This window comes from Gemmatimonadota bacterium (genome assembly GCA_016719105.1).
Classification (GTDB): domain Bacteria; phylum Gemmatimonadota; class Gemmatimonadetes; order Gemmatimonadales; family Gemmatimonadaceae; genus SCN-70-22.
In genome coordinates this window covers 336,561-360,735 of record JADKAQ010000004.1, presented here as the reverse complement: position 1 = coordinate 360,735, position 24,175 = coordinate 336,561, and the positions used below count along the sequence as shown (strand labels likewise).

At 69.5% G+C, this 24,175-nt stretch carries 18 protein-coding genes; 13 read left to right on the top strand and 5 right to left on the bottom strand.

Features of this window, described 5'->3' with window-relative positions:
- Window positions 1-74: 74 nt before the first annotated feature.
- A complete protein-coding gene (locus tag IPN47_09605; GenBank protein ID MBK9408291.1) occupies window positions 75-1,922 on the bottom strand; it encodes an EAL domain-containing protein in 1,848 nt (615 codons plus the stop codon).
- Window positions 1,923-2,082: 160 nt separating this feature from the next.
- On the opposite strand from IPN47_09605, the gene IPN47_09600 reads away from it, so the two are divergent.
- Genes IPN47_09600 through IPN47_09585 form a run of 4 tightly spaced genes read left to right on the top strand, consistent with a single transcriptional unit; the run spans window position 2,083 to window position 7,430 of the window.
- Window positions 2,083-3,000 carry a M55 family metallopeptidase gene (locus IPN47_09600; protein ID MBK9408290.1) on the top strand — a complete coding sequence of 306 codons (918 nt, stop codon included), beginning with the start codon at window positions 2,083-2,085 and terminating at the stop codon, window positions 2,998-3,000.
- Between the two features lie 29 nt (window positions 3,001-3,029).
- Window positions 3,030-4,166 (top strand): N-methyl-L-tryptophan oxidase, encoded by a 1,137-nt coding sequence (solA, locus tag IPN47_09595; GenBank protein ID MBK9408289.1) that lies wholly within the window; start codon window positions 3,030-3,032, stop codon window positions 4,164-4,166.
- 55 nt (window positions 4,167-4,221) lie between these two features.
- Entirely contained in the window at window positions 4,222-4,581 is a 360-nt protein-coding gene (locus IPN47_09590) for a hypothetical protein (GenBank protein ID MBK9408288.1), read from the top strand.
- A complete protein-coding gene (locus IPN47_09585; GenBank protein ID MBK9408287.1) occupies window positions 4,578-7,430 on the top strand; it encodes a glycosyl hydrolase in 2,853 nt (950 codons plus the stop codon). Before IPN47_09590 ends, IPN47_09585 begins: the two co-directional genes overlap by 4 nt.
- Window positions 7,431-7,550: 120 nt before the next feature.
- Here IPN47_09585 and IPN47_09580 read toward each other — a convergent pair whose 3' ends face one another.
- Complete coding sequence (locus tag IPN47_09580; GenBank protein MBK9408286.1) at window positions 7,551-9,986, bottom strand: EAL domain-containing protein; 2,436 nt, start codon at window positions 9,984-9,986, stop codon at window positions 7,551-7,553.
- A gap of 230 nt (window positions 9,987-10,216) precedes the next feature.
- On the opposite strand from IPN47_09580, the gene IPN47_09575 reads away from it, so the two are divergent.
- The 9 genes from IPN47_09575 (at window position 10,217) to leuB (ending at window position 22,159) form a co-directional block, all read left to right on the top strand.
- Entirely contained in the window at window positions 10,217-11,488 is a 1,272-nt protein-coding gene (locus IPN47_09575; GenBank protein MBK9408285.1) for a dicarboxylate/amino acid:cation symporter, read from the top strand.
- Between the two features lie 518 nt (window positions 11,489-12,006).
- Window positions 12,007-13,689 carry a dihydroxy-acid dehydratase gene (gene ilvD / locus IPN47_09570; protein ID MBK9408284.1) on the top strand — a complete coding sequence of 561 codons (1,683 nt, stop codon included), beginning with the start codon at window positions 12,007-12,009 and terminating at the stop codon, window positions 13,687-13,689.
- Between the two features lie 47 nt (window positions 13,690-13,736).
- Window positions 13,737-15,416, top strand: a complete 1,680-nt coding sequence (gene ilvB / locus IPN47_09565; protein MBK9408283.1) for a biosynthetic-type acetolactate synthase large subunit — start codon at window positions 13,737-13,739, stop codon at window positions 15,414-15,416.
- 90 nt (window positions 15,417-15,506) lie between these two features.
- Window positions 15,507-16,085 carry an acetolactate synthase small subunit gene (gene ilvN / locus IPN47_09560; protein MBK9408282.1) on the top strand — a complete coding sequence of 193 codons (579 nt, stop codon included), beginning with the start codon at window positions 15,507-15,509 and terminating at the stop codon, window positions 16,083-16,085.
- Between the two features lie 162 nt (window positions 16,086-16,247).
- Complete coding sequence (gene ilvC, locus IPN47_09555; GenBank protein ID MBK9408281.1) at window positions 16,248-17,270, top strand: ketol-acid reductoisomerase; 1,023 nt, start codon at window positions 16,248-16,250, stop codon at window positions 17,268-17,270.
- The gene (locus IPN47_09550; GenBank protein ID MBK9408280.1) at window positions 17,267-18,952 is read left to right on the top strand and encodes a 2-isopropylmalate synthase; all 1,686 of its coding nucleotides are present in this window, start codon (window positions 17,267-17,269) and stop codon (window positions 18,950-18,952) included. Before ilvC ends, IPN47_09550 begins: the two co-directional genes overlap by 4 nt.
- Window positions 18,949-20,427 carry a 3-isopropylmalate dehydratase large subunit gene (gene leuC / locus IPN47_09545; GenBank protein ID MBK9408279.1) on the top strand — a complete coding sequence of 493 codons (1,479 nt, stop codon included), beginning with the start codon at window positions 18,949-18,951 and terminating at the stop codon, window positions 20,425-20,427. The genes IPN47_09550 and leuC overlap by 4 nt, the downstream gene beginning before the upstream one ends.
- A gap of 2 nt (window positions 20,428-20,429) precedes the next feature.
- Window positions 20,430-21,035, top strand: a complete 606-nt coding sequence (leuD, locus tag IPN47_09540) for a 3-isopropylmalate dehydratase small subunit (GenBank protein MBK9408278.1) — start codon at window positions 20,430-20,432, stop codon at window positions 21,033-21,035.
- A gap of 20 nt (window positions 21,036-21,055) precedes the next feature.
- Entirely contained in the window at window positions 21,056-22,159 is a 1,104-nt protein-coding gene (gene leuB / locus IPN47_09535) for a 3-isopropylmalate dehydrogenase (protein MBK9408277.1), read from the top strand.
- A gap of 37 nt (window positions 22,160-22,196) precedes the next feature.
- Here the strand turns inward: leuB and aroH are convergent, their stop codons facing one another.
- Genes aroH through aroF form a run of 3 tightly spaced genes read right to left on the bottom strand, consistent with a single transcriptional unit; the run spans window position 22,197 to window position 24,110 of the window.
- Window positions 22,197-22,565 carry a chorismate mutase gene (gene aroH, locus IPN47_09530; protein MBK9408276.1) on the bottom strand — a complete coding sequence of 123 codons (369 nt, stop codon included), beginning with the start codon at window positions 22,563-22,565 and terminating at the stop codon, window positions 22,197-22,199.
- Window position 22,566: 1 nt separating this feature from the next.
- The gene (locus tag IPN47_09525; protein MBK9408275.1) at window positions 22,567-23,184 is read right to left on the bottom strand and encodes a hypothetical protein; all 618 of its coding nucleotides are present in this window, start codon (window positions 23,182-23,184) and stop codon (window positions 22,567-22,569) included.
- On the bottom strand, window positions 23,181-24,110 hold the full coding sequence (gene aroF / locus IPN47_09520; GenBank protein MBK9408274.1) for a 3-deoxy-7-phosphoheptulonate synthase: 930 nt from the start codon (window positions 24,108-24,110) through the stop codon (window positions 23,181-23,183). The genes IPN47_09525 and aroF overlap by 4 nt, the downstream gene beginning before the upstream one ends.
- Window positions 24,111-24,175: the final 65 nt, after the last annotated feature.

The window sequence follows — 24,175 nt, the reverse complement described above, 5'->3', positions numbered from 1 at the left end:
GCGCATCGCGACCGGCCGACGCGACCGACCGACGCGACCGACCGACGCGACCGGCCGACGCGACCAGTGCCGCGTTACCAGCGGGGATCGCGCTGCAGCAGCTCTTCGAGCGCGGCGGGCGGCATGGGGCGCGAGAAGAGGAAGCCCTGCCCATAGGGGCATCCCATGCGGCGTAGCAGGGCGAGCTGGTCGGCGGTCGCCACCCCTTCGGCGATCACCTCGAGCCCCATCGCCCCTACCAATGACAGGATCGCCTGCACCACATGCCGCGGACGCTCCTCCGTCTCCATCGACGTGGTGAAGGCGCGGTCGATCTTGATCGCGTCGAGCGGGAGGCGGTGCAGGTAGCTGAGCGACGAGTAGCCGGTGCCGAAGTCGTCCAGGTGGATCCGCACGCCGAGCTCGCGCAGTTCGGCGATGGTCTGCAGCGCCGGGTGCTGCTGGCCGATGATCGCGCTCTCGGTGATCTCGAGTTGCAGCTGGCCGGCCGGGAGCCCCGTCTCGTCCAGGATGCCCGCCACGGCGCGCACCAGGTCGAGCTGCGCGAACTCGCGCACCGACAGGTTGACCGATAGCCGCAACCCGCGCGCCGACGGGACGCGCGCCTCCAGTCCCCGCACCGTCTGACACGCCTCGCGTAGCGCCCAACGCCCCATCGGGACGATCAATCCCGTGTCCTCGGCCACCGGGATGAAGTCGTTGGGCGAGATGAGCCCGCGATCGGCATGCTGCCAGCGCACCAGCGCCTCGACGCCTTGCACCCGCCCGTCGGCGAGCGACACGATCGGCTGGTAGTGCAGGAGGAACTCCTGTCGCTCCACCGCGCGGCGCAGGTCGGTCTCCAGCTGCAAGCGCGTGAGCGCCTCGGCGTGCATGGCGCGGTCGAACATCTCGAAGCGCGAGCGCCCCTGGTGCTTGGCGCGGTACATCGCCATGTCGGCGCTGCGCAGCAGGTACTCGGGGCGCTCGCTCGCGGAGCTCGACAGCACCACCCCGATGCTCGCCGACGTCACCCACTCGTAGCCGCCGATCGTCATGGGCGCCTTGAGCGCGTGCTGGACCCGGTCGGCCACCAGCGCGGTGTCGCGCGCATCGATCACCCGCTCGAGCAGGATCGCGAACTCGTCGCCGCCCAGGCGCGCGACGATGTCCCCCCCGCGCACGCACTCCTCCAGCCGGCGGGCGACGGTCACGAGCACCTCGTCGCCCACATGATGCCCCATGCTGTCGTTGACCAGCTTGAAGTCGTCGAGGTCGAGGAAGAGCACGGCGAACAGGCCATCCCCATCGCGCCGCGCGCGGAGCGAGGCATCGGACAGGCGCTTCATGAAGAGCGCGCGGTTGGGGAGCCCGGTGAGCGCGTCGTGCAACGAGTCGTGCCGCAGCTGCCGCTCGCGCATCTCGCGCTCGGCAAGGGCGTGCCGCAGCTGCAACTCGGTCGAAGCCCCCTCGGCCAGGTCGCCCAGCAGTTGGAGGTCCTCCTCACCCCAGAACCGCGGTTCGTCGCTCAGGGCGAGCAGCGTGCCGAGGACGGTCCCATCGTGTCGCGTGAGCGCGGCCAGGGCGAGGCTGCGAACCTGGAGTTCGGTCGCTGCGCTGCGCATCGCCGGGTCGCTCCGCTCATCCAGGACGTCGTTCAGCGAGAGGACGCCGCCGTTGTCGAGGGCGCGGGAGATGAGCCCCGTGCGCACCAGGACCCCGGAATCGTGCGAGATCCACGGGCGGGCAAAGCCGCCAGCACGGAAGGTCCGGCGATCGGTGCCGAGCAGGGCGAGCGTCGCCGCAGGGGCGCCGAGGACGGTGACGGCGAGCCGCGCGACCCGCTCCATGGACGCGGCCAAGGTCCCGCTGAGCAGGGCGCGCTCAGCAGTCGTCGCGGGGGACGAGAACGGGGGGTCGGTCGGGACAAGTGACGCCGCCACGATACGAGGACGCTCGTTGGGTATGAGAGTCACTCAATGAGTGTCGGCCGGAATGGTGATCTGGTGCACCGGGATTGCCGCGATCCCGTCCCCTAGCGAGTCGCGGCGCTCCGCCGTATCACTGCAACGCGTCCCCCCGACCTCCCGAGGATCCTACCCCATGCGCCTCCCCCCCCGCTCTGCCTCGCTCGCGCTGGCCCTCCGCACCGCCTTGCTCCTGGCCGCCCACCTGACGGCCGCGTCGCTCGCCGCGCAGGCCGCACCGAAGAAGAAGGTCTACATCTCGGTCGACCTCGAGGGGATCGCCGGGGTGGTGGCCAACACGCAGACCTCGCCGGGGGGGCAGAACTACGAGTGGGCGCGCCGGCAGATGATCGCCGAGACCAATGCCGCCATCGAGGGAGCGTTCGCGGGCGGCGCGACGGAGGTCCTGGTGAACGACTCGCACGGGCCGCAGACCAACCTGCGTCCCGACGAGATCGACCGTCGCGCCATGCTCATCACCGGACAACCCAAGCCGTTAGGCATGACGCAGGGGCTCGACTCGACCTTCGACGCCGCGGTGTACATCGGCTATCACGCCCCCGGGTCGACCGCCGACGCCGTGCACGGCCACACCTTCTCCGGGGCGCTGAAGGTCGTGCGCCTGAACGGAAAGGAGGTCGGCGAGTACGGGCTCAACGCGATGGTCGCCGGCTACTGGGGCGTCCCCGTCGCCTTCATTTCGGGCGACAAGGCGGCGGTGCAGATGGCCAGCGACTTCATCCCCGGCGTCGACGGCCTGGTGGTGAAGGAAGGGATCGGCTACTTCGCCGCCAAGACGATGAACCCGCTCGAGGCGCGCGAGAAGATCTCGGCCGGCGTGCGGGCCGCGTTGGTGAAGCGCATCGCGCGCCGCCCGGTCACGCTCGCCGGACCTATCACGCTGGAGATCGAGCTCGACGAGCTCTCGCACGCCGACGTGGTGGCGCTCGTCCCCGGCATGAAGCGCAACGGGCGCACCGTCAGCTACACCTCGCCCGACCCGCTGACGATCTACAAGGTCGCCCGCGTGATCATGGCGTTGTCGCGCGACTGAGCGACCGAACGGGACACCACGGAGACCGCATGTCGTACGACGTGATCGTGCTGGGCGCGGGGGGGATGGGGAGCGCGACCGCCTACCAGCTGGCCCGCCGCGGGGCGCGCGTCCTCCTCCTCGAACGCTACGGCATCCCGCACGAGCAGGGGTCGTCACACGGCTTCACGCGCATCATCCGCCTGGCGTACTTCGAACACCCGTCGTACGTCCCGCTCCTGCGGCGCGCCTACGACTTGTGGGAGGAGCTCGAACGCGAGAGCCACGAGTCGCTGCTGCACATCACCGGCTCCATCGACGCGGGCGCCGCGGATTCCCGCACCGTCACCGGGTCGCTGCACTCGTGCCAGGTCCACGACCTCCCGCACGAAGTCCTGACGTCGGCCGAGCTGTCGCGCCGCTTTCCGGGCTATGGCCTGCCTGACGAGTTAGTCGCGGTCTGGCAGCCGCGCGGCGGCTTCCTCGTCCCCGAGGCCTGTATCACGACGCAGGTGACGCGGGCCGCGCACCACGGCGCCGAGGTGCGCGCCCACGAGCAGGTGCTGGACTGGGAAGCGACAGGATCCGGTGTCGTCGTCACCACCGACCGCGGGCGCTACGAGGCCGGGCGACTCGTCGTCGCCGCCGGCAGCTGGACGGGGGCCCTCGTCCCGGCGCTCCAGCGGTGGCTCGTCCCCGAGCGGCAGGTGCTCGCCTGGTTCGACCTGGCCGATCGCGACCTGTTCGCCCCGTCGCACTTCCCCGTCTTCAACCTCGACTTCGGCGGCGAGCACTGGTACGGCTTCCCCGAGTTTGGGGTCCCGGGCTTCAAGATCGGCTGCTACCATCACCTGCGCGAGGCGGTCGATCCCGACACGGTCGACCGTGCGGCCGTCACACCACGCGACGTGGAGCTCCTGCACTCGGTGGTCCGCGACTGCTTTCCCGCCGTGGGAGGCGAGGTGCTCCTCACGAAGACCTGCCTGTTCACCAACACGCCGGACGAGCACTTCATCCTCGACCGGCTCCCCGACACGCCACAGGTGGTCATCGCCCACGCCTGTTCGGGACACGGCTTCAAGTTCTCCTCGGTGATCGGCGAGATCGCCGCCGACCTCGCCCTCGACGGCGACACCCGGCACGACATCGCCCTGCATCGGCTCGGCCGGTTCGCGGCGGCGCGCTGAGCGCGCCCGTCCATCGGCCCGAGTGACCGCCTACACGCTTCCGGAGTAGCACGACATGCATGCCCCGTCCCGAGCGACCCTGGCCGCGATCGCCCTCGTGGTGCCGGGTGTCGTCAGCAGCAACGCCCTGGCGCAGCGCACACGCGCTGCCACCGCCCCGTCGGCGGCCACTTCCCCGAGCGTCGACAGCACGCGCTTCGCGTCGCTCTCGTACCGCCTGCTCGGGCCGTTCCGCGGCGGTCGTTCGACCGCGGTGACCGGCCTCGCCGATGAGCCGCACACCTTCCTGATGGGGAGCACGGGGGGCGGCGTCTGGAAGACCGACGACGCCGGCACCACGTGGAAGAACATCACCGACGGCTTCTTCGGTGGCAGCATCGGGGCCGTGGACATCGCCGACAGCGACCAAACGTGATCTACGTGGGCACCGGGTCGGCCGATGTGCGTGGCAACTCCTCGCAGGGGCGCGGGCTCTGGAAATCGCTCGACGCGGGGAAGACGTGGCAGTTCATCGGGCTCCCCGAGTCGGGCGCCGTGCGCCGCGTCGTCGTGCACCCGGGCAACCCCGACCTCGTCTACGTCACCGCGTTAGGCCACATGTTCGGCAAGAACCGGGAGCGCGGCGTCTACCGCTCGAAGGACGGCGGCAAGAGCTGGGAGCAGGTCCTCTTCCTCAACGACTCCACCGGGGCCGCCGACCTGGCGATGAATCCGCGCAACCCGCGCGTGCTCTTCGCCGGCATGTGGCGCACCGAGCGCAAGCCGTGGACGAACATCTCCGGTGGGCCGGAGGGCGGGATCTACAAGAGCACCGACGGCGGCGATACCTGGAGCAAGCTCGCCGGCGGCCTCCCCACCGGAATGGTGGGAAAGGTCGGCGTGACGGTCTCGCCGGCGAACCCCGACCGGGTCTGGGCCATCGTCGAGGCCGAGCCGGAGGGTGGCGTCTTTCGCTCGGATGATGCCGGGAAGACGTGGACGCGCACCAACGCCGAGAACAAGCTGCGGCAGCGCGCGTGGTACTACACGCGCATCGAGGCCGACCCGCAGGACGAGAACACGGTCTACGCGCTCAACACCTCGATCTATCGCTCCATCGACGGCGGCAAGACGTTCACCCCGATCGAGGTCCCGCACGGCGACACGCACGACCTCTGGATCAATCCACGCAACAACCGCCTCATGGTCATCGGCGACGACGGCGGGGCGCAGGTGACGCTCAACCGCGGGCGCAGCTGGTCCTCGATGAACAATCAGGCGACGTCCGAGTTCTACGACGTGGTGGTGGACAACCAGTTTCCGTATCGCGTCTACTCGTCGCAGCAGGACAACACGAGCATCTCGGTCCCGGCGTGGTCGGGACCCAACGTGCTGCACCCGATGAACGAGTGGCGCTACGCCTCCGGCTGCGAGACCGGGCCGGTGTCGTTGCACCCGGATCGCCCCGGCGTGGTCTGGGGCGGGTGCTACGGCGGGGCGATCAACCGGCTCGACGTGGCGACCGACGAGCGGCGCAACGTCGTCCTGTACCCTCAGCTGCAACTCGGGCAGGCGGCGAAGGATCTCAAGTACCGCTTCCAGTGGGTCGCGCCGATCCTGGTGTCGCGCCACGACCCCAACGTCGTGTATCACGGCTCGCAGTACCTCCACCGCACGCGCGATGGCGGGATGACGTGGGAGACGATCTCCCCCGACCTCACGACCAACACGCCGGCGCACCAGGAGGCGGCCGGGGGCCCGATCAACCACGACGTGACCGGGGTGGAGATCTTCAACACGCTGTTCGCCATCAGCGAGGACGCCAAGGATGCGCGCACCCTGTGGACCGGGAGCGACGACGGGCGCGTGCACGTGACGCGCGACGGCGGCGCGTCGTGGCGAGAGGTGACGCCGCCGGGGATGCCGAAGTTCGGGACGGTGGAGAACATCGACCTCTCGGCGCATCGCGATGGGCGCGCCTACGTCGCGGTGCAGCGCTTCCGCCTGGACGACTTCGCGCCGTACATCTTCCGCACCGACGACTACGGCGCGTCGTGGACGCGTGTCGCCGACGGGACCAACGGCATCCCCGCCGGATCGCCGGTGCGGGCCGTGCGCGAGGACCCGGTCAAGGACGGACTGCTGTATGCCGGGACCGAGCACGGCCTGTACGTCTCGTTCGATGGCGGGAAGCGCTGGCAATCGTTGCAGCTGAACCTCCCCGTGACGCCGGTGGCCGACCTGCGCGTGCATCGGCAGGACCTCGTCGTCGCCACGCAGGGGCGGTCGTTGTACGTGCTCGATGACCTGACGCCGCTGCACCAGCAGGCCGACATCGCCGCGGGCGCGACGGTGCACCTGTATGCCCCGCGCGACGCCTACCGCGTGCAGGTCGGCGGCGGCGGCGCCGGCGGGGTGGAGAACGCCCCCGACCCGCTGCCGCAGGGGGCGCTGCTCCACGCCTGGTTCGCCACGGCGCCGGATTCGTCGACGCGCCTCGAGGTCGTCGACGCCCGCGGAGAGGTGGTCCGTCGCTTCACGACCGACACCGCGCGCGCCCGCACGTTGGGCCAACCGGCGCTCAAGGCCGCGGCTGGCGCCCAGCGCCTCGCTTGGGACGCCACCTATCCCGGTCCGCGCCTGCTCAAGGGGCAGACGATCTGGGGATACACCGGCGGGGTGAAGGCCCCCCCGGGGACCTACACCGTGCGCCTTGCGGCTGGCGGCCAGACGCAGAGCCGCGCCTTCCGCCTCCTCGCCGACCCGCGCCTCCCCGACGTGACGGCCGCCGACTACGAGGCGCAGTTCCGGGCCTCCATCGCGGTCCGCGACTCGCTCAACGTGGTGAACGCGGCGCTGGAGACCATACGCGCGGTCCGCGAGCAGGCGACGCGTGCCGTGGAGCAGGCCGGGCGGATCAACCGCGCCAGCGAGGTCACGCCGGCCGCCGACGCGCTCGGTGCCTCGCTCGGCGGCGTCGAGTTGCAGCTGAATCAGGTGAAGAGCGAGAGCGGCCAGGACCCGATTCGCCACCCGGGGCAGCTCGACAACCAACTCATCGAGCTGTACACCAACCTCACGGGTGACGACTCGTACATCTATGGCGGGCCGGAAGGGCGCCCGACACGAGGGGCGCTGCAGCGCACCAATGACCTGATGCAGGCGTGGGCGCCGCTCTCGGCGCGCGTCCGGACCATCATCGAGCGCGAGGTCCCGGCGTTCAACGAGCTGCTCAAGCGGCTCGGGCTGGGGGCCATCGTGCTCCCGCCGAAGACGGTGATGTAGCCGCCGCCGGGGCGAGTGACCGGCCCAACGACGGACGGGCGGCCCCCACCGGGGCCGCCCGTCATGTCTTGGTACAGCAGGGAAGAGAATGATGTCGGCGCGCGTCGCCGCAGGTGGTATCTAGAGGTCGGGGGGGGGCCCCGCCCCGTCCCCGTCGTCCAACGCGTCGGCGGCCGCCCCCCCCGCCCCACCCACCGTCAGCACGATCGGCTCCTCCCCCGGCAACTCGAGCACGCCGCTCCGCAGCAGCAGGTCGACGTCGGCCGGCGCCAGCGGACGGCTGAACAGGTACCCCTGTCCGTAGTCGCACCCCAGGTCCCGCAGCCGGGCGTGCTGCCGCGCATGCTCCACTCCCTCGGCGATCGTGCGCAGCGTCAGCAGGTCGCCTAACGCGATGATGGTGCGTGCCAGCGCATCGTCGTGCGACCCGCGCATCAGCCCGTCGGTGAAGCTGCGGTCGATCTTGAGGATGTCGACCGGGAACTGCTGCAGGTACGACAGCGACGAATACCCCGTCCCGAAATCGTCGATCGCCAGCCGCACCCCGATCTGCTTGAGCTCGTGCAGCCGCTCCAGCGTCGACTCGGTCCGTTGCATCAGTGCGTTCTCGGTGATCTCGAGGACCAGGAGCGACGGCGAGAGCCCGGCCGTCCCCAACGCCTCCTCGACATCGGACACCAACGTCGGCGACTCCAGCTGCCGCACCGACAGGTTCACCGTCACCGAGAATGCCTTCCCATCCTGCCGCTGCGCGTTCCACTGGGCCGTGCGCTGGCACGCCTCGCGGAGCACCCAGCCCCCGATCCGCAGGATCAGCCCCGTCTCCTCGGCCAACGCGATAAAGTCGTTAGGCGGGATGTTCCCCTTGGTCGGGTGTTCCCAGCGCAGCAGCGCCTCGATCCCCAGCACCTCGTGCGACTCCAGGGCCACGATCGGCTGGTAGGCGACCCAGAACTCCCCGTCGTCCAGCGCCCGGCGAAGGTCGCCCTCCATCGTCACGCGACCGACCAGCGCCTCGTGCATCGACGCGTCGAAGAAGACATGGCTCCCGCGACTCCCGCCCTTGGCCGCGTACATCGCCACGTCGGCGTTGCGCAGGAGCTCCTCCACCCCGTCGTTCGGCGTCGCGCGGGCGATCCCGATGCTCGCACTCACCCGCACTGTCACCCCGGACGACAGCTCCACCGGGTTGTTCAGCGCGTGCGAGATACGATCGGCCACGATGCTCGCGTCTTCCTCGCCGCGCACGTTCTCCAGCAGGACCGCAAACTCGTCGCCCCCCAGTCGCGCCACCGTATCACAGCCGCGCGTCGCGTTGAGCAGGCGCGACGCCACCATCGACAGCAGGTCATCGCCCGCGGCATGTCCCAGCGTGTCGTTCGTCCCCTTGAAGTTGTCGAGGTCGAGGAACATCACCGCCACCAACTCACGATCCCGCGCCGCACGCGACAGCGCGTGTTGCACGCGGTCGCGGAAGAGTGCCCGGTTGGCGAGGCCCGTGAGCTGGTCGTAGAACGCCTGCCGCAGCAGCTCCTTCTCGAGCGACTTGCGGTGCGTGACGTCCTGCACCACGGCGATCAACCGCGCATCGCGGGCGTCGTCGGCGCGCGTGAGCGTGAGGCTCCCCCACACCATGTCGCCGTCGGGGCGCACGTAGCGCGTTTCCGTCGACGCCGTCTCGCGCGAACCGTTGGTGACCTCCAGCTCCATCGACGCCAGTTGCTCGGCGTCGTCGGCCGGGCAAAAGCCGTGCAGCGGCTCCCCGTGCAGCGCCTCCGCCGACGTCCCCAACAGCTCGGCCAAGGCACCGTTGGCCTCGACAATCTCGCCGGACTCGTTGAGGAGCGCCACCCCGACCCCCGACTGCTCGAACACCGCGCGGAAGCGGGCATCGGCACTGCGCCGAGCCGCGATCCCCTTGGCGAGTGTTCGCTCGATCCACCCCGTGGCATACGTCGAGATGATCCCCGCCACGATTAGCGTCATCACCTTCGACCCTTCGTCGAGCAGCGTCGTCCCGGTGGTCGTCCCGGAGAGCATCGGGTCGCGCAGCAGGGCGAGGCGTCCGCTCAGCAGCAGGTAGGCGACCAGCGCGGAGTATTGCAGGGGAATCAGCGTGGCGGCGAACGCGGCGCGGCGCGGCGACCCGGTGAACGGGCGCGTGGCCAGCACCACGAAGTACATGCTGAAGACCGGCGACTTCACCGCGAGGTTCGGATCGCCGAACAGCCCGTATCCCAGGAGGAGGAGCGACGTCGCCGTGACGTCGAGGACGAGGTTCGCGATGAACAGCCCCTCGCCTGCACTCCCCCGCTTGTGCGCCAGCAGGTGCTGCCCGATGGCCCACGCCAGCATTGGCGCGAGGATGACGAAGTTGGTCAGCGACAGCCGCGCCGAGAGGTGCGGGGCGTAGACCGTCGCAGCGATCGCCAGGATCCCGAGGACCGCGATCCGCACACCGTTCACGAGCAACTCGGCGTCCGCAAACTGGCGCGCGAGAAGGGTGGCGGTGTCGGAATCGAACGCCGAGCGGCGGTCCGGGGAGGCGACGGACATTCGGGGGTGGTCTGGCGGGGCGACGGGGGGACCTGCGGTGGGAGCGCGCAACCTGTGCGCCGACGGTCCCTTACAAGACGGATGGCGCAATCATGAGTCACGCCTCATCGCCCCCCAGCGCCGGAGTTCCCGGCCAGCGGGGGGTCGGCTGGCGTCGCCCCCGTCCCGGCGATACCGTTGCGCCCGACGCGCCCCCCTCCCGTCTCCCCCTCCCCGTCTCCCGCCCCTCTGTGAAGCGCCTCTGGCAGAACCTGACCTTTCGCGTCCTGTCCGCCGTCGCCCTCGGCGTCCTCGTGGGCATCCTCTGGCCCGAGTTCGGGAAGGCGTTGAAGCCGCTCGGCGACACCTTCGTGAACCTCGTCCGGATGGTCATTGCCCCGATCATCTTCCTCACCATCGTGGCCGGGATCGCGACGATCGGTGACCTCAAGCACGTGGGGCGCGTGGGGGGCAAGGCGTTCCTGTACTTCGAGGTCGTGACCACCTTCGCCCTCGGGATCGGGCTGATCGTCGTGAACGTCACCAAGCCGGGGGCCGGGCTCGACGCGAGCGCGATGGCCAAGGGCGACATCTCCCGCTATACCGCCGCGGGGGAGCAGATGAAGTTCGTCGACTTCCTCGTGCACATCGTCCCGTCCAGCGTGGTCGACGCCTTCGCCAAGGGGGAGATCCTGCAGGTCGTCTTCTTCGCCGTCCTCTTCGGGGTGGCGCTGACGATGTCGGGGGAGATCGGGCGCAACATCACCGACGGCTGCGAGCGGCTGGCGCAGGTCTTTTTCAAGATCGTCGGGATCATCATGCACGTCGCGCCGCTGGGAGCCTTCGGCGCGATGGCCTTCACGGTGGGATCGTTCGGGCTCAAGACGCTCCTCCCGCTGGGGCGCCTGATGCTCGACGTGTACCTGACGATGTTCCTCTTCGTCTTCGTCGTCCTCAACATCATCTGTCGGATCTACGGCTTCTCGCTCTGGGAGTTCATCAAGTACATCCGGGAGGAGATTCTGCTGGTCCTGGGGACGTCGTCGAGCGAGGCGGCACTCCCGCGCATGCTGGAGAAGCTGGAGCGATACGGTTGCGAGAAGTCGGTCGTGCGCCTGGTGATCCCGACCGGCTATTCGTTCAACCTGGACGGCACGGCGATCTACCTCTCGATGGCGCTCATCTTCATCGCGCAGGTCTTCCGCGTCGATCTCTCCATCGGGCAGCAGATCGGGATCCTGCTCGTCCTCATGCTCACCTCCAAGGGGGCGGCGGGGGTGACGGGGAGCGGATTCATCGTCCTTGCGTCGACTTTGTCGGCCATGCGGGTCGTCCCGCTCGAGGGGCTGGCCCTCCTGCTCGGCGTCGACCGCTTCATGTCCGAGGCGCGCGCCATCACGAACCTCATCGGGAACGGGGTCGCGACGCTCGTGATCTCACGGAGCGAGAAGGCCTTCGACGAATCCAAGCGGGCGGAGGCGTTGGAGCAGCAGCATCTCAAGCGGGTCGGGCTCGCGGCGTGACCTGTGTCACAGGCGGAGGGACGAGCGACGACGCTGCCGGTGGGGCGGTCGACGCTCCCCTACCATATGACAGCCGACGAATGTCGAGACGACTCGTCCCCGTAGCGGGCGCGAGGTAGTACTGGTGACGGAAAGGTGACCCCGAAGTCGCCTGGCGAGTCTTGCCTAACACACAGGTTCGCCCTAAGTTGCCCAACCCGGCCGGTGTGGCCGGTGGCAAGCAGGGTGTAGTCCACGTACGAATCGCTCGTTCCACCCAGGTCGACATCTCCGTGCTGCTCGCGTCGCTCCGACTTATTTCCCTTACGCTCATTACCGCAATTCTTCTTGCGGTAGTACTTCGCGTACGGGGGTCGGGCCACCTGCCAGCAGCGACATAGCGTCGCGCACGGATTCTCGCCGAACACGGCGACCGCAGCAGAGTGAGGCCCCACCCGACACCGGATGGGGCCTTTTTGTTTTGCCCGCGATGCCCGCGGCCGCCCCCAGCGCCTCGTACCCGAGCCCCAACGCACCACATGCGATCGGACACGATCAAGAAGGGCTTCACCCGCGCCCCCCACCGCGCGCTCCTCCGTGCCACGGGCCAGGTCCGTGACGCGGCGGACTTCGACAAGCCGTTCATCGCGGTCTGCAATTCGTATGTGGACATCGTCCCGGGGCACGTGCACCTGCCGGCGCTGGCGCAGGCGGTGAAGGAGGCGATCCGTGCGGCTGGCGGGATCCCCTTCGAGTTCAACACCATCGGGGTCGACGACGGCATCGTGATGGGGCACGAGGGAATGCACTACTCGCTCCCCTCGCGAGAGCTCATCGCCGACTGTGTCGAGACGATGGCCCGGGCGCACTGCTTCGACGGGATGGTCTGCATCCCCAACTGCGACAAGATCGTTCCCGGGATGCTGATGGGGGCGGCGCGCGCGAACCTCCCGACCGTCTTCGTCTCGGGCGGACCGATGAAGGCCGGGCGCGACGCATCCGGCCGGACGATCGACCTGATCTCGGTCTTCGAGGGCGTGGGGCAGCGCGCCGCCGGGGTCATTGACGACGCACGCCTCGCCGACCTCGAGGCGAACGGCTGTCCCACCTGCGGCAGCTGCAGCGGCATGTTCACCGCCAACTCCATGAACTGCCTGTGCGAGGCGTTGGGGATCGCCCTCCCCGGCAACGGGACGATCCTCGCCGTCGACCCCGCCCGTCGCGACCTGGTGATCCGCGCCGCCCAGGCGCTCATGCAGCTGGTGCACGACGGCGTCACCTTCCGCGACATCGTCACGGCCCAGGCGATCGACAACGCGGTGGCGCTCGACGTGGCGATGGGTGGATCGACCAACACGGTGCTGCACATCCTCGCGCTCGCCCACGAGGCGGGTGTCGACTACCCGCTCAAGCGCCTCAACGAGGTGGCCGAGCGCGTCCCGCACCTCACCAGGGTCTCGCCGGCCTGGGACGGGGACCGGCAGTGGCACGTGGAGGATGTGCAGCTGGCGGGCGGCGTCCCGGCCATCCTGCACGAACTCGCGCAGAGCCCGGGCCTCCTGCACCTCGAGGCGCACACCGTCAGCGGCCAGACGCTCGGCGCGCAGCTGGCGGACGTCCAGAACACCAATCCCGACTGCATCCGCCCCATCGATCGCCCGCATTCGGCACGCGGGGCGCTGTGCGTCCTCTTCGGCAACCTCGCCCAGCAGGGTGCGGTGATCAAGGTCGGGGCGGTGGACCAGCACGAGATGACCTTCCGCGGGCCCGCACGAATCTTCGAGTCCGAGGAAGCGGCCACGCAGGGGCTCGTGGACGGGGCCATCCGGCCGGGCGACGTGGTCGTGGTGCGCAACGAGGGGCCGCGCGGCGGGCCCGGGATGCGCGAGATGCTGGCCCTCACCTCGATGCTCAAGGGGATGCCGTTAGGCGCCTCGGTCGCGCTCATCACCGACGGGCGCTTCAGCGGCGGCACGCGCGGGCTGTGCATCGGCCACGTCTCCCCCGAAGCGGCCGAGGGCGGCGTGATCGGCCTGCTCAAGGATGGCGACGTCGTCCGCATCGACCTACAGGGGCGCTGCCTGGCCACCGAGGTCACCGATGCCGAACTCGCGCGCCGCCGCGAGCGCTTCACGCCACGCCAGCCGCGATTCGAGCGCGGGTGGCTCTCCCGTTATACCCGGCTCGTCACCAACGCCAGCACCGGAGCGATCCTCGCATGACCCAACACTCGCCGCACGACCCCGCGTCACGCACCGGGGCCCAGATCATGTGCGAGGCGCTCGTCCGCGAAGGGGTCGAGGTCATGTTCGGGATCCCGGGTGGCGCCATCATGCCGTTCTACCACGCCATGTGGGAGTACCGGGACCGGCTGCGCCACGTGCTCTGCCGCCACGAGCAGGGAGCCGGACACGCCGCCGAAGGCTACGCCCGGGCCAGCGGGCGCGTCGGCGTCTGCGTCGCCACCTCGGGCCCCGGGGCCACCAACCTGGTGACCCCGATCGCCGACGCCTTCATGGACTCCACGCCGATGGTGATCCTCACCGGCCAGGTGGGGAGCCACTTGTTAGGCACCGACGCCTTCCAGGAAACCGACTTCACCGGGATCACGATCCCGATCACCAAGCACTCGTACCTCGTCACCGACGCCGCCGAGCTCCCGCGTGTCTTTCGCGAGGCCTTCTACCTGGCCTCCAGCGGGCGACGGGGGCCGGTCGTGATCGACGTGACCAAGGATGCGCAGCAGGCGCGCGTCATTCCCGACTGGGAACCGGAGATGGAGCTCCCAGGCTACGCGCCGCGCGCCGACGGGGAATCGCGCAGCATCGCGCAGGCCGCGCGCCTCCTGACCAACGCCCAGCGCCCGCTGATCATGGCCGGCAACGGCGTGATCATGTCGGGCGCCCACGGAGCGCTCCTGGCGCTGGCCGAGCGTACCGGGACACCGGTGGTGACCACGCTGCACGGGCTGGGCGCCTTCCCCGAGGATCACCCGCTCGCGTTAGGGATGCCGGGGATGCACGGCTGGGTGCACGCGAACCGCGCGATCCAGGAGTGCGACGTGCTGGTGAACGTGGGCGGACGCTTCGACGACCGCGTGACCGGGAAGGCCTCGACCTTCGCACCGCGCGCGCGCGTCATCCACATCGACATCGACCCATCCGAGATCGGGAAGCTCATCCCGGTGACGGTCGGCATCGTCGGCGATGCGCGGCGCGTGCTGGAGGCGATGACGCGCCTCATCCCCGAACGCCGGCACGACGCCTGGGTGGCCCACATTCGCGAGATGCAGGCCACGCACCAGCCGCGTCAGGCGTACATGCGCCGGCCGGATACGAGCGCGCTGATGCCGCACGACGTCTTTGACGGCCTGAATGCGGCGCTGCACGCGCGCGGCCCCTACCGCGTGGTGACCGACGTCGGCCAGCACCAGATGTGGACCGCGCAGCTCCTCGACTGGCGCCGCCCGCGCACGCTCATCACCTCCGGCGGCGCCGGCACGATGGGCTTCGCCGTGCCCGCCGCGTTAGGCGCGGCGATCGCCGCCCCCGACGAGACGATCTGGGTGGTGGTCGGCGACGGCGGCTTCCAGATGACCAACCAGGAGATCGCCACCATTCGGCAGGAAGGGATCACCAACATCAAGATCGCCGTGGTCAACAACGGCTACCTCGGGATGGTGCGCCAGTGGCAGGAGCTGTTCGAGCAGCGCCGCTACTCCGGCACCCCGCTCTCCGGCCCCGACTTCGCCAAACTCGCCGAGGCCTACGGCGCGATGGGGCTCACCGTCACGCACGCCGGCCAGGTCGACGACGCGATCGACGCCGCCTACGCCACGCCGGACGTGGTCGTCATCGACTTCCGCGTCGAACGCGAGGTCAACGTCTTCCCGATGGTCCCGCAAGGCAAGTCCATCGGTGAGATGATCACCGACCAACCCGCCGCCTAGGTGCGGTCACTCGTCTTCTCGTCTTCTCGTCTTCCCGTCTTCTCGTCTTCCCGTCTTCTCGTCTTCTCGTCTTCCCACCAGGAGTTTCCCGTGCAGCACACGTTGATCGCCGTCATGCAGGACCGCCCCGGAGTCCTCAACCGCGCCGTCTCCCTCTTCCGCCGCCGCGGCTTCAACATCGACTCGCTGGCCGTCGCCTCCACCGAGGTCCCGGGGCTCTCGCGCATGACCGTCGTGGTCAACCGCGACGACGTCACACAGGTCGTCCAGCAGCTGCAACGCCTGGTGGACATCGTCTCGGTGCAGGACGTCACGTTCGACCGCGCCGTCGCCCAGGAGATGTGCCTCGTGCGTGTCGGGCCGCCGGGGAGCCGCCTGGCCGAGATCCTCGGCCTCGCCCGCGAGTTCGACGCCCGCGTCGTCGATGCCTCGCCGTCGGCGATGGTCCTGGCCATCATGGACGCCCCCGCCACGATCAGCGCCTTCCTCGAGCGCGTGCAGCGCTTCGGGATCGAGGAGATCACCCGCTCGGGCCGCATCGCCATGTCGATGACCACCCCCGCGCGCGGCGCCCGCCCCTCGCCTAACGCCAGCGCCGCGTCAGCCTCGACGGCCGCGGACTCCTTCCAGGCGCAGGCCGACGGCTTCGCCGACGAGGAAGCGGCGTAGATCGGACGAAGAACGTGGGAATGCGCGGGTGAAAGACGTAGGCTGTGCCCTCGCGAACCCTTGGTCGGACTGCTCGATGCTGAACTTGGCTTTCCTTACCGCACTGGATCCCAGCGTTCGCTGGGGTGCTCGCTTCGCTCGCACCTTCCTGTCTTCGCCAACATGACCCGACTCTACTACGACGCCGACGCCTCCCTCGACCAGCTCTCGTCGCGCCGCATCGCCATCATCGGCTTCGGCTCGCAGGGGCACGCCCACGCCCTCAACCTCCGCGACTCCGGGCTCGACGTGCGCGTGGGGCTCCCGGCGTCGTCGGCCAGTCGCGCCAAGGCCGAAGCGGCGGGGCTGCGGGTCACCAGCATCGCCGACGCGGCCCGGGAAGCGGACGTGATCATGGTCCTCGTCCCTGATCACCTGCAGAAGGCGATCTACGCCGAGCATATCGCGCCCCACCTGACCGCAGGCAAGACGCTCATGTTCGCCCACGGCTTCAACATCCACTTCGGTGCGATCCAACCACCGGCCGATGTCGATGTGAGCATGGTGGCCCCCAAGTCTCCGGGACATCGCGTGCGCGAGCTCTACCAATCGGGAGCAGGAGTCCCGGCGCTCTTCGCGGTGCACCAGGACGCCACCGGCCACGCCAAGGCCGACGCCCTCGCCTACGCGCGCGGGATCGGGTGCACGCGCGCCGGCGTCCTCGAGACGACGTTCCGCGAAGAGACGGAGACTGACCTCTTCGGCGAGCAGGCCGTGCTCTGCGGCGGTGTCTCGGCGCTGGTCAAGGCGGGGTTCGAGACGCTGACCGAAGCGGGCTACAAGCCCGAGCTCGCGTACTTCGAGTGCCTGCACGAGCTCAAGCTCATCGTCGACCTGATGTACCAGGGGGGCCTCAACTACATGCGCCACTCCGTCAGCGACACGGCGGAATACGGTGACTACGTCGCGGGGCCGCAGATCATCACCGACGAGACGCGCGCGACCATGCGAACGCTGCTCACCAACATCCAGGACGGCACGTTCGCGCGGAACTGGATCGCCGAGAACGAGACCGGACGCACCAACTTCGACTGCGCGCGAAAGAAGGACATCGACCATCCGATCGAGCAGGTGGGGCGCGACCTTCGGCGCATGATGCCCTTCCTGCAGCCCAAGGAGGTACGACCTGGCCAGGGGGGCGCATGAGCATCGAGCGCGAGGGAGCGATTTCCTCCCCCGCGGCGCCGGCCGCGGGGGAGTACGTACGAATCTTCGACACGACGCTGCGCGACGGCGAGCAGGCCCCCGGGTGCACGATGACGCGGGAGGAGAAGCTGCAGATTGCCCGCCAGCTGCAGCGCATGGGGGTCGACATCATCGAGGCCGGCTTCCCGGCCGCCTCGCGCGGCGACTGGGATGCGGTCAATGCGATCGCCGGGGAGATCGGCCAGGGAGAGCGCGCCCCGATGATCTGCGGGCTCGCCCGCGCCAATGAGGCCGACATCGACCGGTGCGCCAGCGCCATCGCCCCCGCGGCCCACCGACGCATCCACACCTTCATCGCCACCTCCGATATCCACCTGGAGTACAAGCTGCGCATGACGCGCGCGCAGGTGGTGGAGACGGCGTACGCGATGGTCGCCGTCGCCAGGGCGCGCTGTGACGACGTCGAGTTCTCCCCCGAGGACGCCTGTCGCTCAGACCCAGTCTTCCTGCATGAGGTCCTGGCCGCCGCGATCGAAGCGGGGGCGACCACGCTGAACATTCCTGATACCGTCGGCTACATCACCCCCGAGGAATACTCCGCGATCATCGGGAACATCCGCGCGAGGGTGCCCGGGGCCGCCCGCGTCACCATCTCCACACACTGCCACGACGACCTGGGACTCGCCGTCGCCAACTCGCTCGCCGGCGTACGCGCGGGGGCGCGCCAGGTCGAATGCACCATCAACGGGATCGGCGAGCGCGCGGGCAACGCGGCGCTCGAGGAGATCGTGATGGCGTTGCACACACGCCGCGCCTTCTTCGGCGTGGAGAGTCGCGTGTCCACGCACGAGATCGGGCGCGCGTCGCGGCTCGTGTCGCAGTGTACCGGTGTCCGCACGCCACCCAACAAGGCGATCGTCGGCGCGAATGCCTTCGCACACGAGGCCGGGATCCACCAGGACGGGATCCTCAAGAACCGCCTCACGTATGAGATCATGAGCGCCGACCTTGTCGGGCTCGAGGGATGTCGCCTGGTGCTCGGCAAGCACTCCGGGCGTCACGCGCTCCGCAGGCACCTCGAGGGCAACGGCCACTTCCTGACGGAAGACGAGTTCACGAACGTCTTCAATCGCTTCAAGGACGTCGCCGACAAGAAGAAGATCGTCGACGACCGCGACATCGAGGCGATCGTGGCCGGCGAGACGATGCGCCCGCTCTCGATCTATCGGTTGGAGCTGGTGCAGGTCTCGTCAGGCACGCACGCCATTCCGACGGCGACGGTACGGCTGAGCGGCCCCGATGGCGTCCCGCTCGTCGCCGCGGCACAGGGCGACGGCCCGGTCGACGCGGTCTGTGCCGCCATCAACCAGGTCGTGGGTGACGTGGCCGAGCTGGTCGAGTTCTCGGTCGATGCGATCACGGAAGGAATCAACGCAATCGGTGGCGTGACGGTGCGACTGCGCCCGACCCACGAGACGATCACCCACGAACATCCGCAGGACGACGCGCCGCGCGGGGTGCGCTTCACCGGCTTCGCGGTCCACACCGACATCCTCGTGGCTACGGCCGAGGCCTACGTGAGTGCCCTCAACTCGCTCCTGCGGGGCCGCGGGGGCGATAGCAGCGCGCTCCACACCTCGGCGCAGGGGGTGGCAGCGCTGTCCGCCGCGAGCCCCACATGAGCCGCGGCGCCACGACGCCGGCATCGCCCGTCTCCGTCAGCAGCAATGCCGCGGGGCGCCCCCCGCGCACGATGCTGGAGAAGATCTGGGACGCGCACCTGGTCCGGCCGGAGACGCCGGACACCCCCGCGGTCCTTTACGTCGACCTCCACCTCGTCCACGAGGTGACCTCGGCGCAGGCCTTCAGCGAGCTGCGGTCGCGCGGGCTCCGGGTACGCCGCCCGGGACGGACCATCGCCACGATGGACCACTCCACGCCGACCGCCCTCTCTGCGGGGACGCGGACGCTCACCGTCGCCGATCCGCAGGCGGCCGCGCAGCTCGACACCCTGCAGCGCAACTGCCGGGACTACGGCATCCCACTCTTCGACCTCGACCACCCGGCGCGCGGCATCGTGCACGTCATCGGCCCCGAGCAGGGACTCACGCAGCCGGGGATGACGATCGTCTGTGGCGACTCGCACACGAGCACGCACGGCGCCTTTGGGGCGCTGGCCTTCGGCATCGGGACGTCCGAAGTCGCCGACGTCCTGGCCACGCAGTGTCTCCTCCAGTCGCGCCCCCGGACGATGGAGGTCCGCGTCGACGGGCGACTCGGCCCCGGCGTGACCGCCAAGGACATCATCCTCGCCGTTATTGCCCGCATTGGCGTGGCTGGCGGCGCGGGACACGTCATCGAGTACACCGGATCGACCATCCGCGCCCTCGACATGGAGGGGCGCATGACGGTCTGCAACATGTCGATCGAGGCCGGGGCGCGCGCCGGTCTCGTGGCGCCTGACGAGACCACCTTCTCGTGGCTCGCCGGCCGCCCGCATTCCCCCACCGGCGCCGCTTGGCAAGCAGCGGTGGAACGCTGGACGTCGTATCGCTCCGACGAGGGCGCGTCCTACGACCGCACGATTGTCCTCGACGCCGAGTCCCTCACGCCCATGGTCTCGTACGGGACCAACCCGGGGATGACGATCCCGGTCACTGGACATGTCCCCGAACTCGCGGCCGTCACCGATCCCACCGATCGTGCGCAGCTGCAACAGTCGCTGCGCTACATGGGGCTCGAGCCCGGACAGCCGATCGCCGGCCAGCGCATCGACGTGGTCTTCATCGGCAGCTGCACCAACTCGCGCCTGGGCGACCTGCGGGCTGCCGCCGGGGTCCTTGCCGGGCGCCGCATCGCCCCGCACGTGCGCATGCTGGTCGTCCCCGGTTCGCAGGCCATCAAGTGGCAGGCCGAGGCGGAGGGGTTGCACCACGTCTTCCGCGACGCGGGGGCCGAGTGGCGCGAGAGCGGCTGCTCGATGTGCATCGCCATGAACGGCGACCAGATTGCACCTGGCCAGTATGCCGTGAGCACCAGCAATCGCAACTTCGAGGGGCGACAGGGCAAGGGAGGGCGAACCCTGCTTGCCTCGCCGCTCACCGCCGCCGCCAGCGCCATCCGCGGTGCCGTCGCCGACGTCCGATCCCTCGCCTGACGATGCCCCCACTCACTCGTATCGAGAGTCGCGCGGTCCTCCTGGCCACCGACGACATCGACACCGACCAGATCATCCCCGCCCGCTTCCTCAAGACGACTGAACGACGTGGACTCGGGACGCACCTCTTCGCCGACTGGCGCTACACCGCCGACGGAACGCCACGGAGCGACTTCATCCTCAACGCCCCCGGGGCGAGCGAGCGTCGCATCCTCGTGGGCGGGCGCAACTTTGGCTGCGGCTCCTCACGAGAGCACGCCCCATGGGCGCTCGCCGATTTCGGCTTCCAGGCCGTTGTCGCCCCATCGTTCGCCGACATTTTTCGCAACAACGCGCTCAAGAACGGGATCGTCCCGGTGCAACTCGACCGGGAAGCGCACGCCGCAATCGTCGAACACCTTGCCCTGCACCCCGACGTCGTTGCAGTCGTGGACGTCGCGTCGCAGCGACTGCTCGTCGGCCAAGACGCGTGGGGCTTCGCCCTGGCCCCGTTCGCCCGCCATTGCCTGCTGGAAGGGATCGACCAGCTGGGCTTCCTGCTCGGCGCCGACGACGAGATCGCTCGGTACGAACAGTCGCATCCGGCCGCCATTTCCACGATCGCCTAACCAGTCCTCACCCCTCCGTCGTGCACGCCCACATTGCCACGCTCCCCGGTGACGGGGTCGGTCCCGAGGTCATCGACGAGGCACTTCGCGTCCTCGCCGCGGTCGGCGACCGATTCGGACACCGGTTCGACATCGAGTACGGACTCATCGGCGGCGCCGCGATCGAGACCACGGGGCATTCGCTCCCCGTCGCCACGGCCAACCTCACGCACCGCGCCCACGCGGTGCTGTTAGGCGCCGTCGGCGGCCCGAAATGGGACGACCCCTCGCTCGCCGAGCGCCCGGAGCGCGGGCTTCTGGCGTTGCGGCGGATCATGGGGACCTATGCGAACATCCGCCCGGTGCGCGTCTCTGGCGTTGCACGCGACTTCTCGCCGTTGCGCCCGGAGCGGCTCGCGGGCGTCGACCTCGTGGTCGTGCGCGAACTGACCGGCGGACTGTACTTCGGAAAGAAGCGGCGGTTCACCGGGAAGGATGGGGGCGAGGTGGCCAGCGACGACTGCACCTACACCGCCGCAGAAGTCGAACGCGTGGTGCGCACGGCCGGCGAGCTCGCGCGCACCCGGCGGCACAAGGTCACGTCGGTCGACAAGGCAAACGTGCTGGAGACGTCCCGACTCTGGCGTTCCGTCGCGGAGGGTGTGATGCGCGACGAGTTCCCCGATGTCACGTACGACGTCATGCTCGTCGATGCCTGCGCCATGCACCTCATGATGAACCCGACGCGCTTCGACGTGATCGTCACCGAGAACCTCTTCGGCGACATCCTCACCGACGAGGCCGCGGTGATCGCCGGATCGATCGGGCTCCTGCCCAGTGCGTCGTTAGGCCATCCACGCACGGGAGGGCGGCGACGCGTCGGGCTGTACGAGCCCATTCACGGCTCGGCCCCCGACATCGCCGGCCAGGGGAAGGCCAACCCGGTCGGGACGATCCTGAGCGTCGCCATGATGCTCCGCACCTCGCTGGAACTTCACGACGAGGCCCTGGCGGTAGAACAGGCCGTCGACTCCGCGCTCGAGGATGGCTGGCGTACCCCGGACATCACCCTCCCCGGCCTGCGTGCCCACAGCACCGCCGAGGTGGGAGCCGAAATCGCCCAGCGCGTGCAACGCATGCGCTGACCGACCCCCGCGGGAGGCAGAACATCCGGGGCTCCCTTCACCCGCTGGACGCCGACAGGTCGGGGCGGAGCCCGCGCGCGTCGCGTAGGTACACGTGACGTACCGAATGTCCCGCCGTCAGCTCCACGTGTGCCAGCACCCGGATGCAGCGCGGCAGTGCCCCAGGGACGTCGATCTCCTGGGCACAGAGCATCGGCACCTCACCCCACCCCGCATCGCGCGCACCACGGGCAGGAAACTCGCTGCGAAGATCCGGCGTCGCCGTCAGCATCAGGCTCACGACGTGCTCGACACGGAGCGCGTTCTCCGACAGCATGGCGTGCAGCAGTTCGGCGGTGGCGACGCAGATCTCGCGCGCCGAGTCGACCGAGACCGTTGTCGCCCCCTTGATGGCGCGGATCGGCATGCTAGCTCCCGCGCCGCAGGATCGCGAAGGTCGTCGCGTTGTCGTCGCGGTCGCCGACGTCGCGGGCCAGCAGCTGCAACCCGTATCGCTCGGCGCACCCTTCCGAGGCGATCGCGGCCTCGTGACGCCGGCCGCGCGCCGCCACGTCGCGAGCGGCCCCCGCCGTGTCGTACGCCTCGCGCGGGACCATCGCCGGGTGGCGGGAGAGAAAGGCGCGGCACTGGGCGAGTGCGGCCGGGTGGGAGTAGACGGCGGAAATGTCGACGAGCGTGCTCCCGGGACTCCCGAGCAGGCAATGCCGGACAGCCTGCCGCACCTCGCCGACCTGCTCCAGCCCGGCCTCCTCGATCGCCTCGCGTACGCCGGGGATCGCCCCGATGATCTCGTTATGCACGGGGAGGACGGCATAGCCAGCGCTCCCCCGCTCCACCGCCGCGATGACGTCGCCAAAGCTCCAGCACGGCAGCACCCAGGCACGCCCACCCCAGAGTTGATCGATCGCCAGGTGTCCGTACGCCCCCCGCTCTCCCTGAAAGGCGACCACCGCTTGCTCTCCGCCCGTGGGACGAAGCCGTTCCTTGAGGTCGTCCGCGTCCGCTCGCCATCGCGCCGCCGTCATCCGAGGCTCCCCGCGCGAATCGCGCGCGTGCGCCGGGGGGGCGCACCGATCGGAAGGACGCGTGCCTCGTCGTGCAATGGCACGATCGGACGCTGCAGCGCCGTTGCGATCGTCGCCAGCTGCTGCATCATCGCGTCGAATTGCGCGAAGGACAGCGACTGGTCGGCGTCGGACCGCGCGCTCGCAGGGTTTGGGTGCACCTCGACGATCAACCCATCGGCCCCGGCCGCGAGCGCCGCGCAGGCCAGCGGCGCAACGAGATCGGCGCGCCCAGCGGCATGACTCGGATCGACGAGCACCGGGAGGTGTGTCTCCCGCTTGAGCACCGGGATCGCCGCCACGTCGAGCGTGCTGCGCGTCGACGACTCGAAGGTGCGAATCCCGCGCTCGCACAGGATGATGCGCGTGTGGCCGCGCACCGCGATGTACTCGGCCGCCGAGATGAGCTCGCGAATCGTGGCGGCGAAGGAGCGCTTGAGCAGCACCGGAAGCCCGAGTTCTCCGACAGCCGCAAGGAGTGGTGTGTTGTACATGTTCCGTGCACCAATCTGCAGGACGTCGGCGTAGCGCGCGACCAGTTCGACCTGTCGCACGTCGAGCACCTCGGTCACCACGGGGAGCCCGGTCGCGGCGCGCGCCGTCGCAAGCAGCTCGAGTCCCTCGGTCCCCAGCCCCTGAAAGGCATACGGTGACGTGCGCGGCTTGAACGCGCCACCGCGCAGCAGGCGGGCCCCGCTCGCAGCCACCGCACGCGCCGATTCGAGGATCATCGGTCCGTCCTCCACCGAGCATGGTCCCGCCGCCACGACAAAGGCGCCGCCGCCGATCGTCACGTCTCGGGCGTCTGGGTGAACGAGCCCGACCGGGACCTCGGTGGACGCGTGATCGCGCTGGTGCGACCGGGCGACAAGCGGTGTGTCGGACATGGATTCCTCGACGAAGGACGACCGTGTGGATCACGAACAAGAAAAAGGCCCCCGAGCTTTCGGGG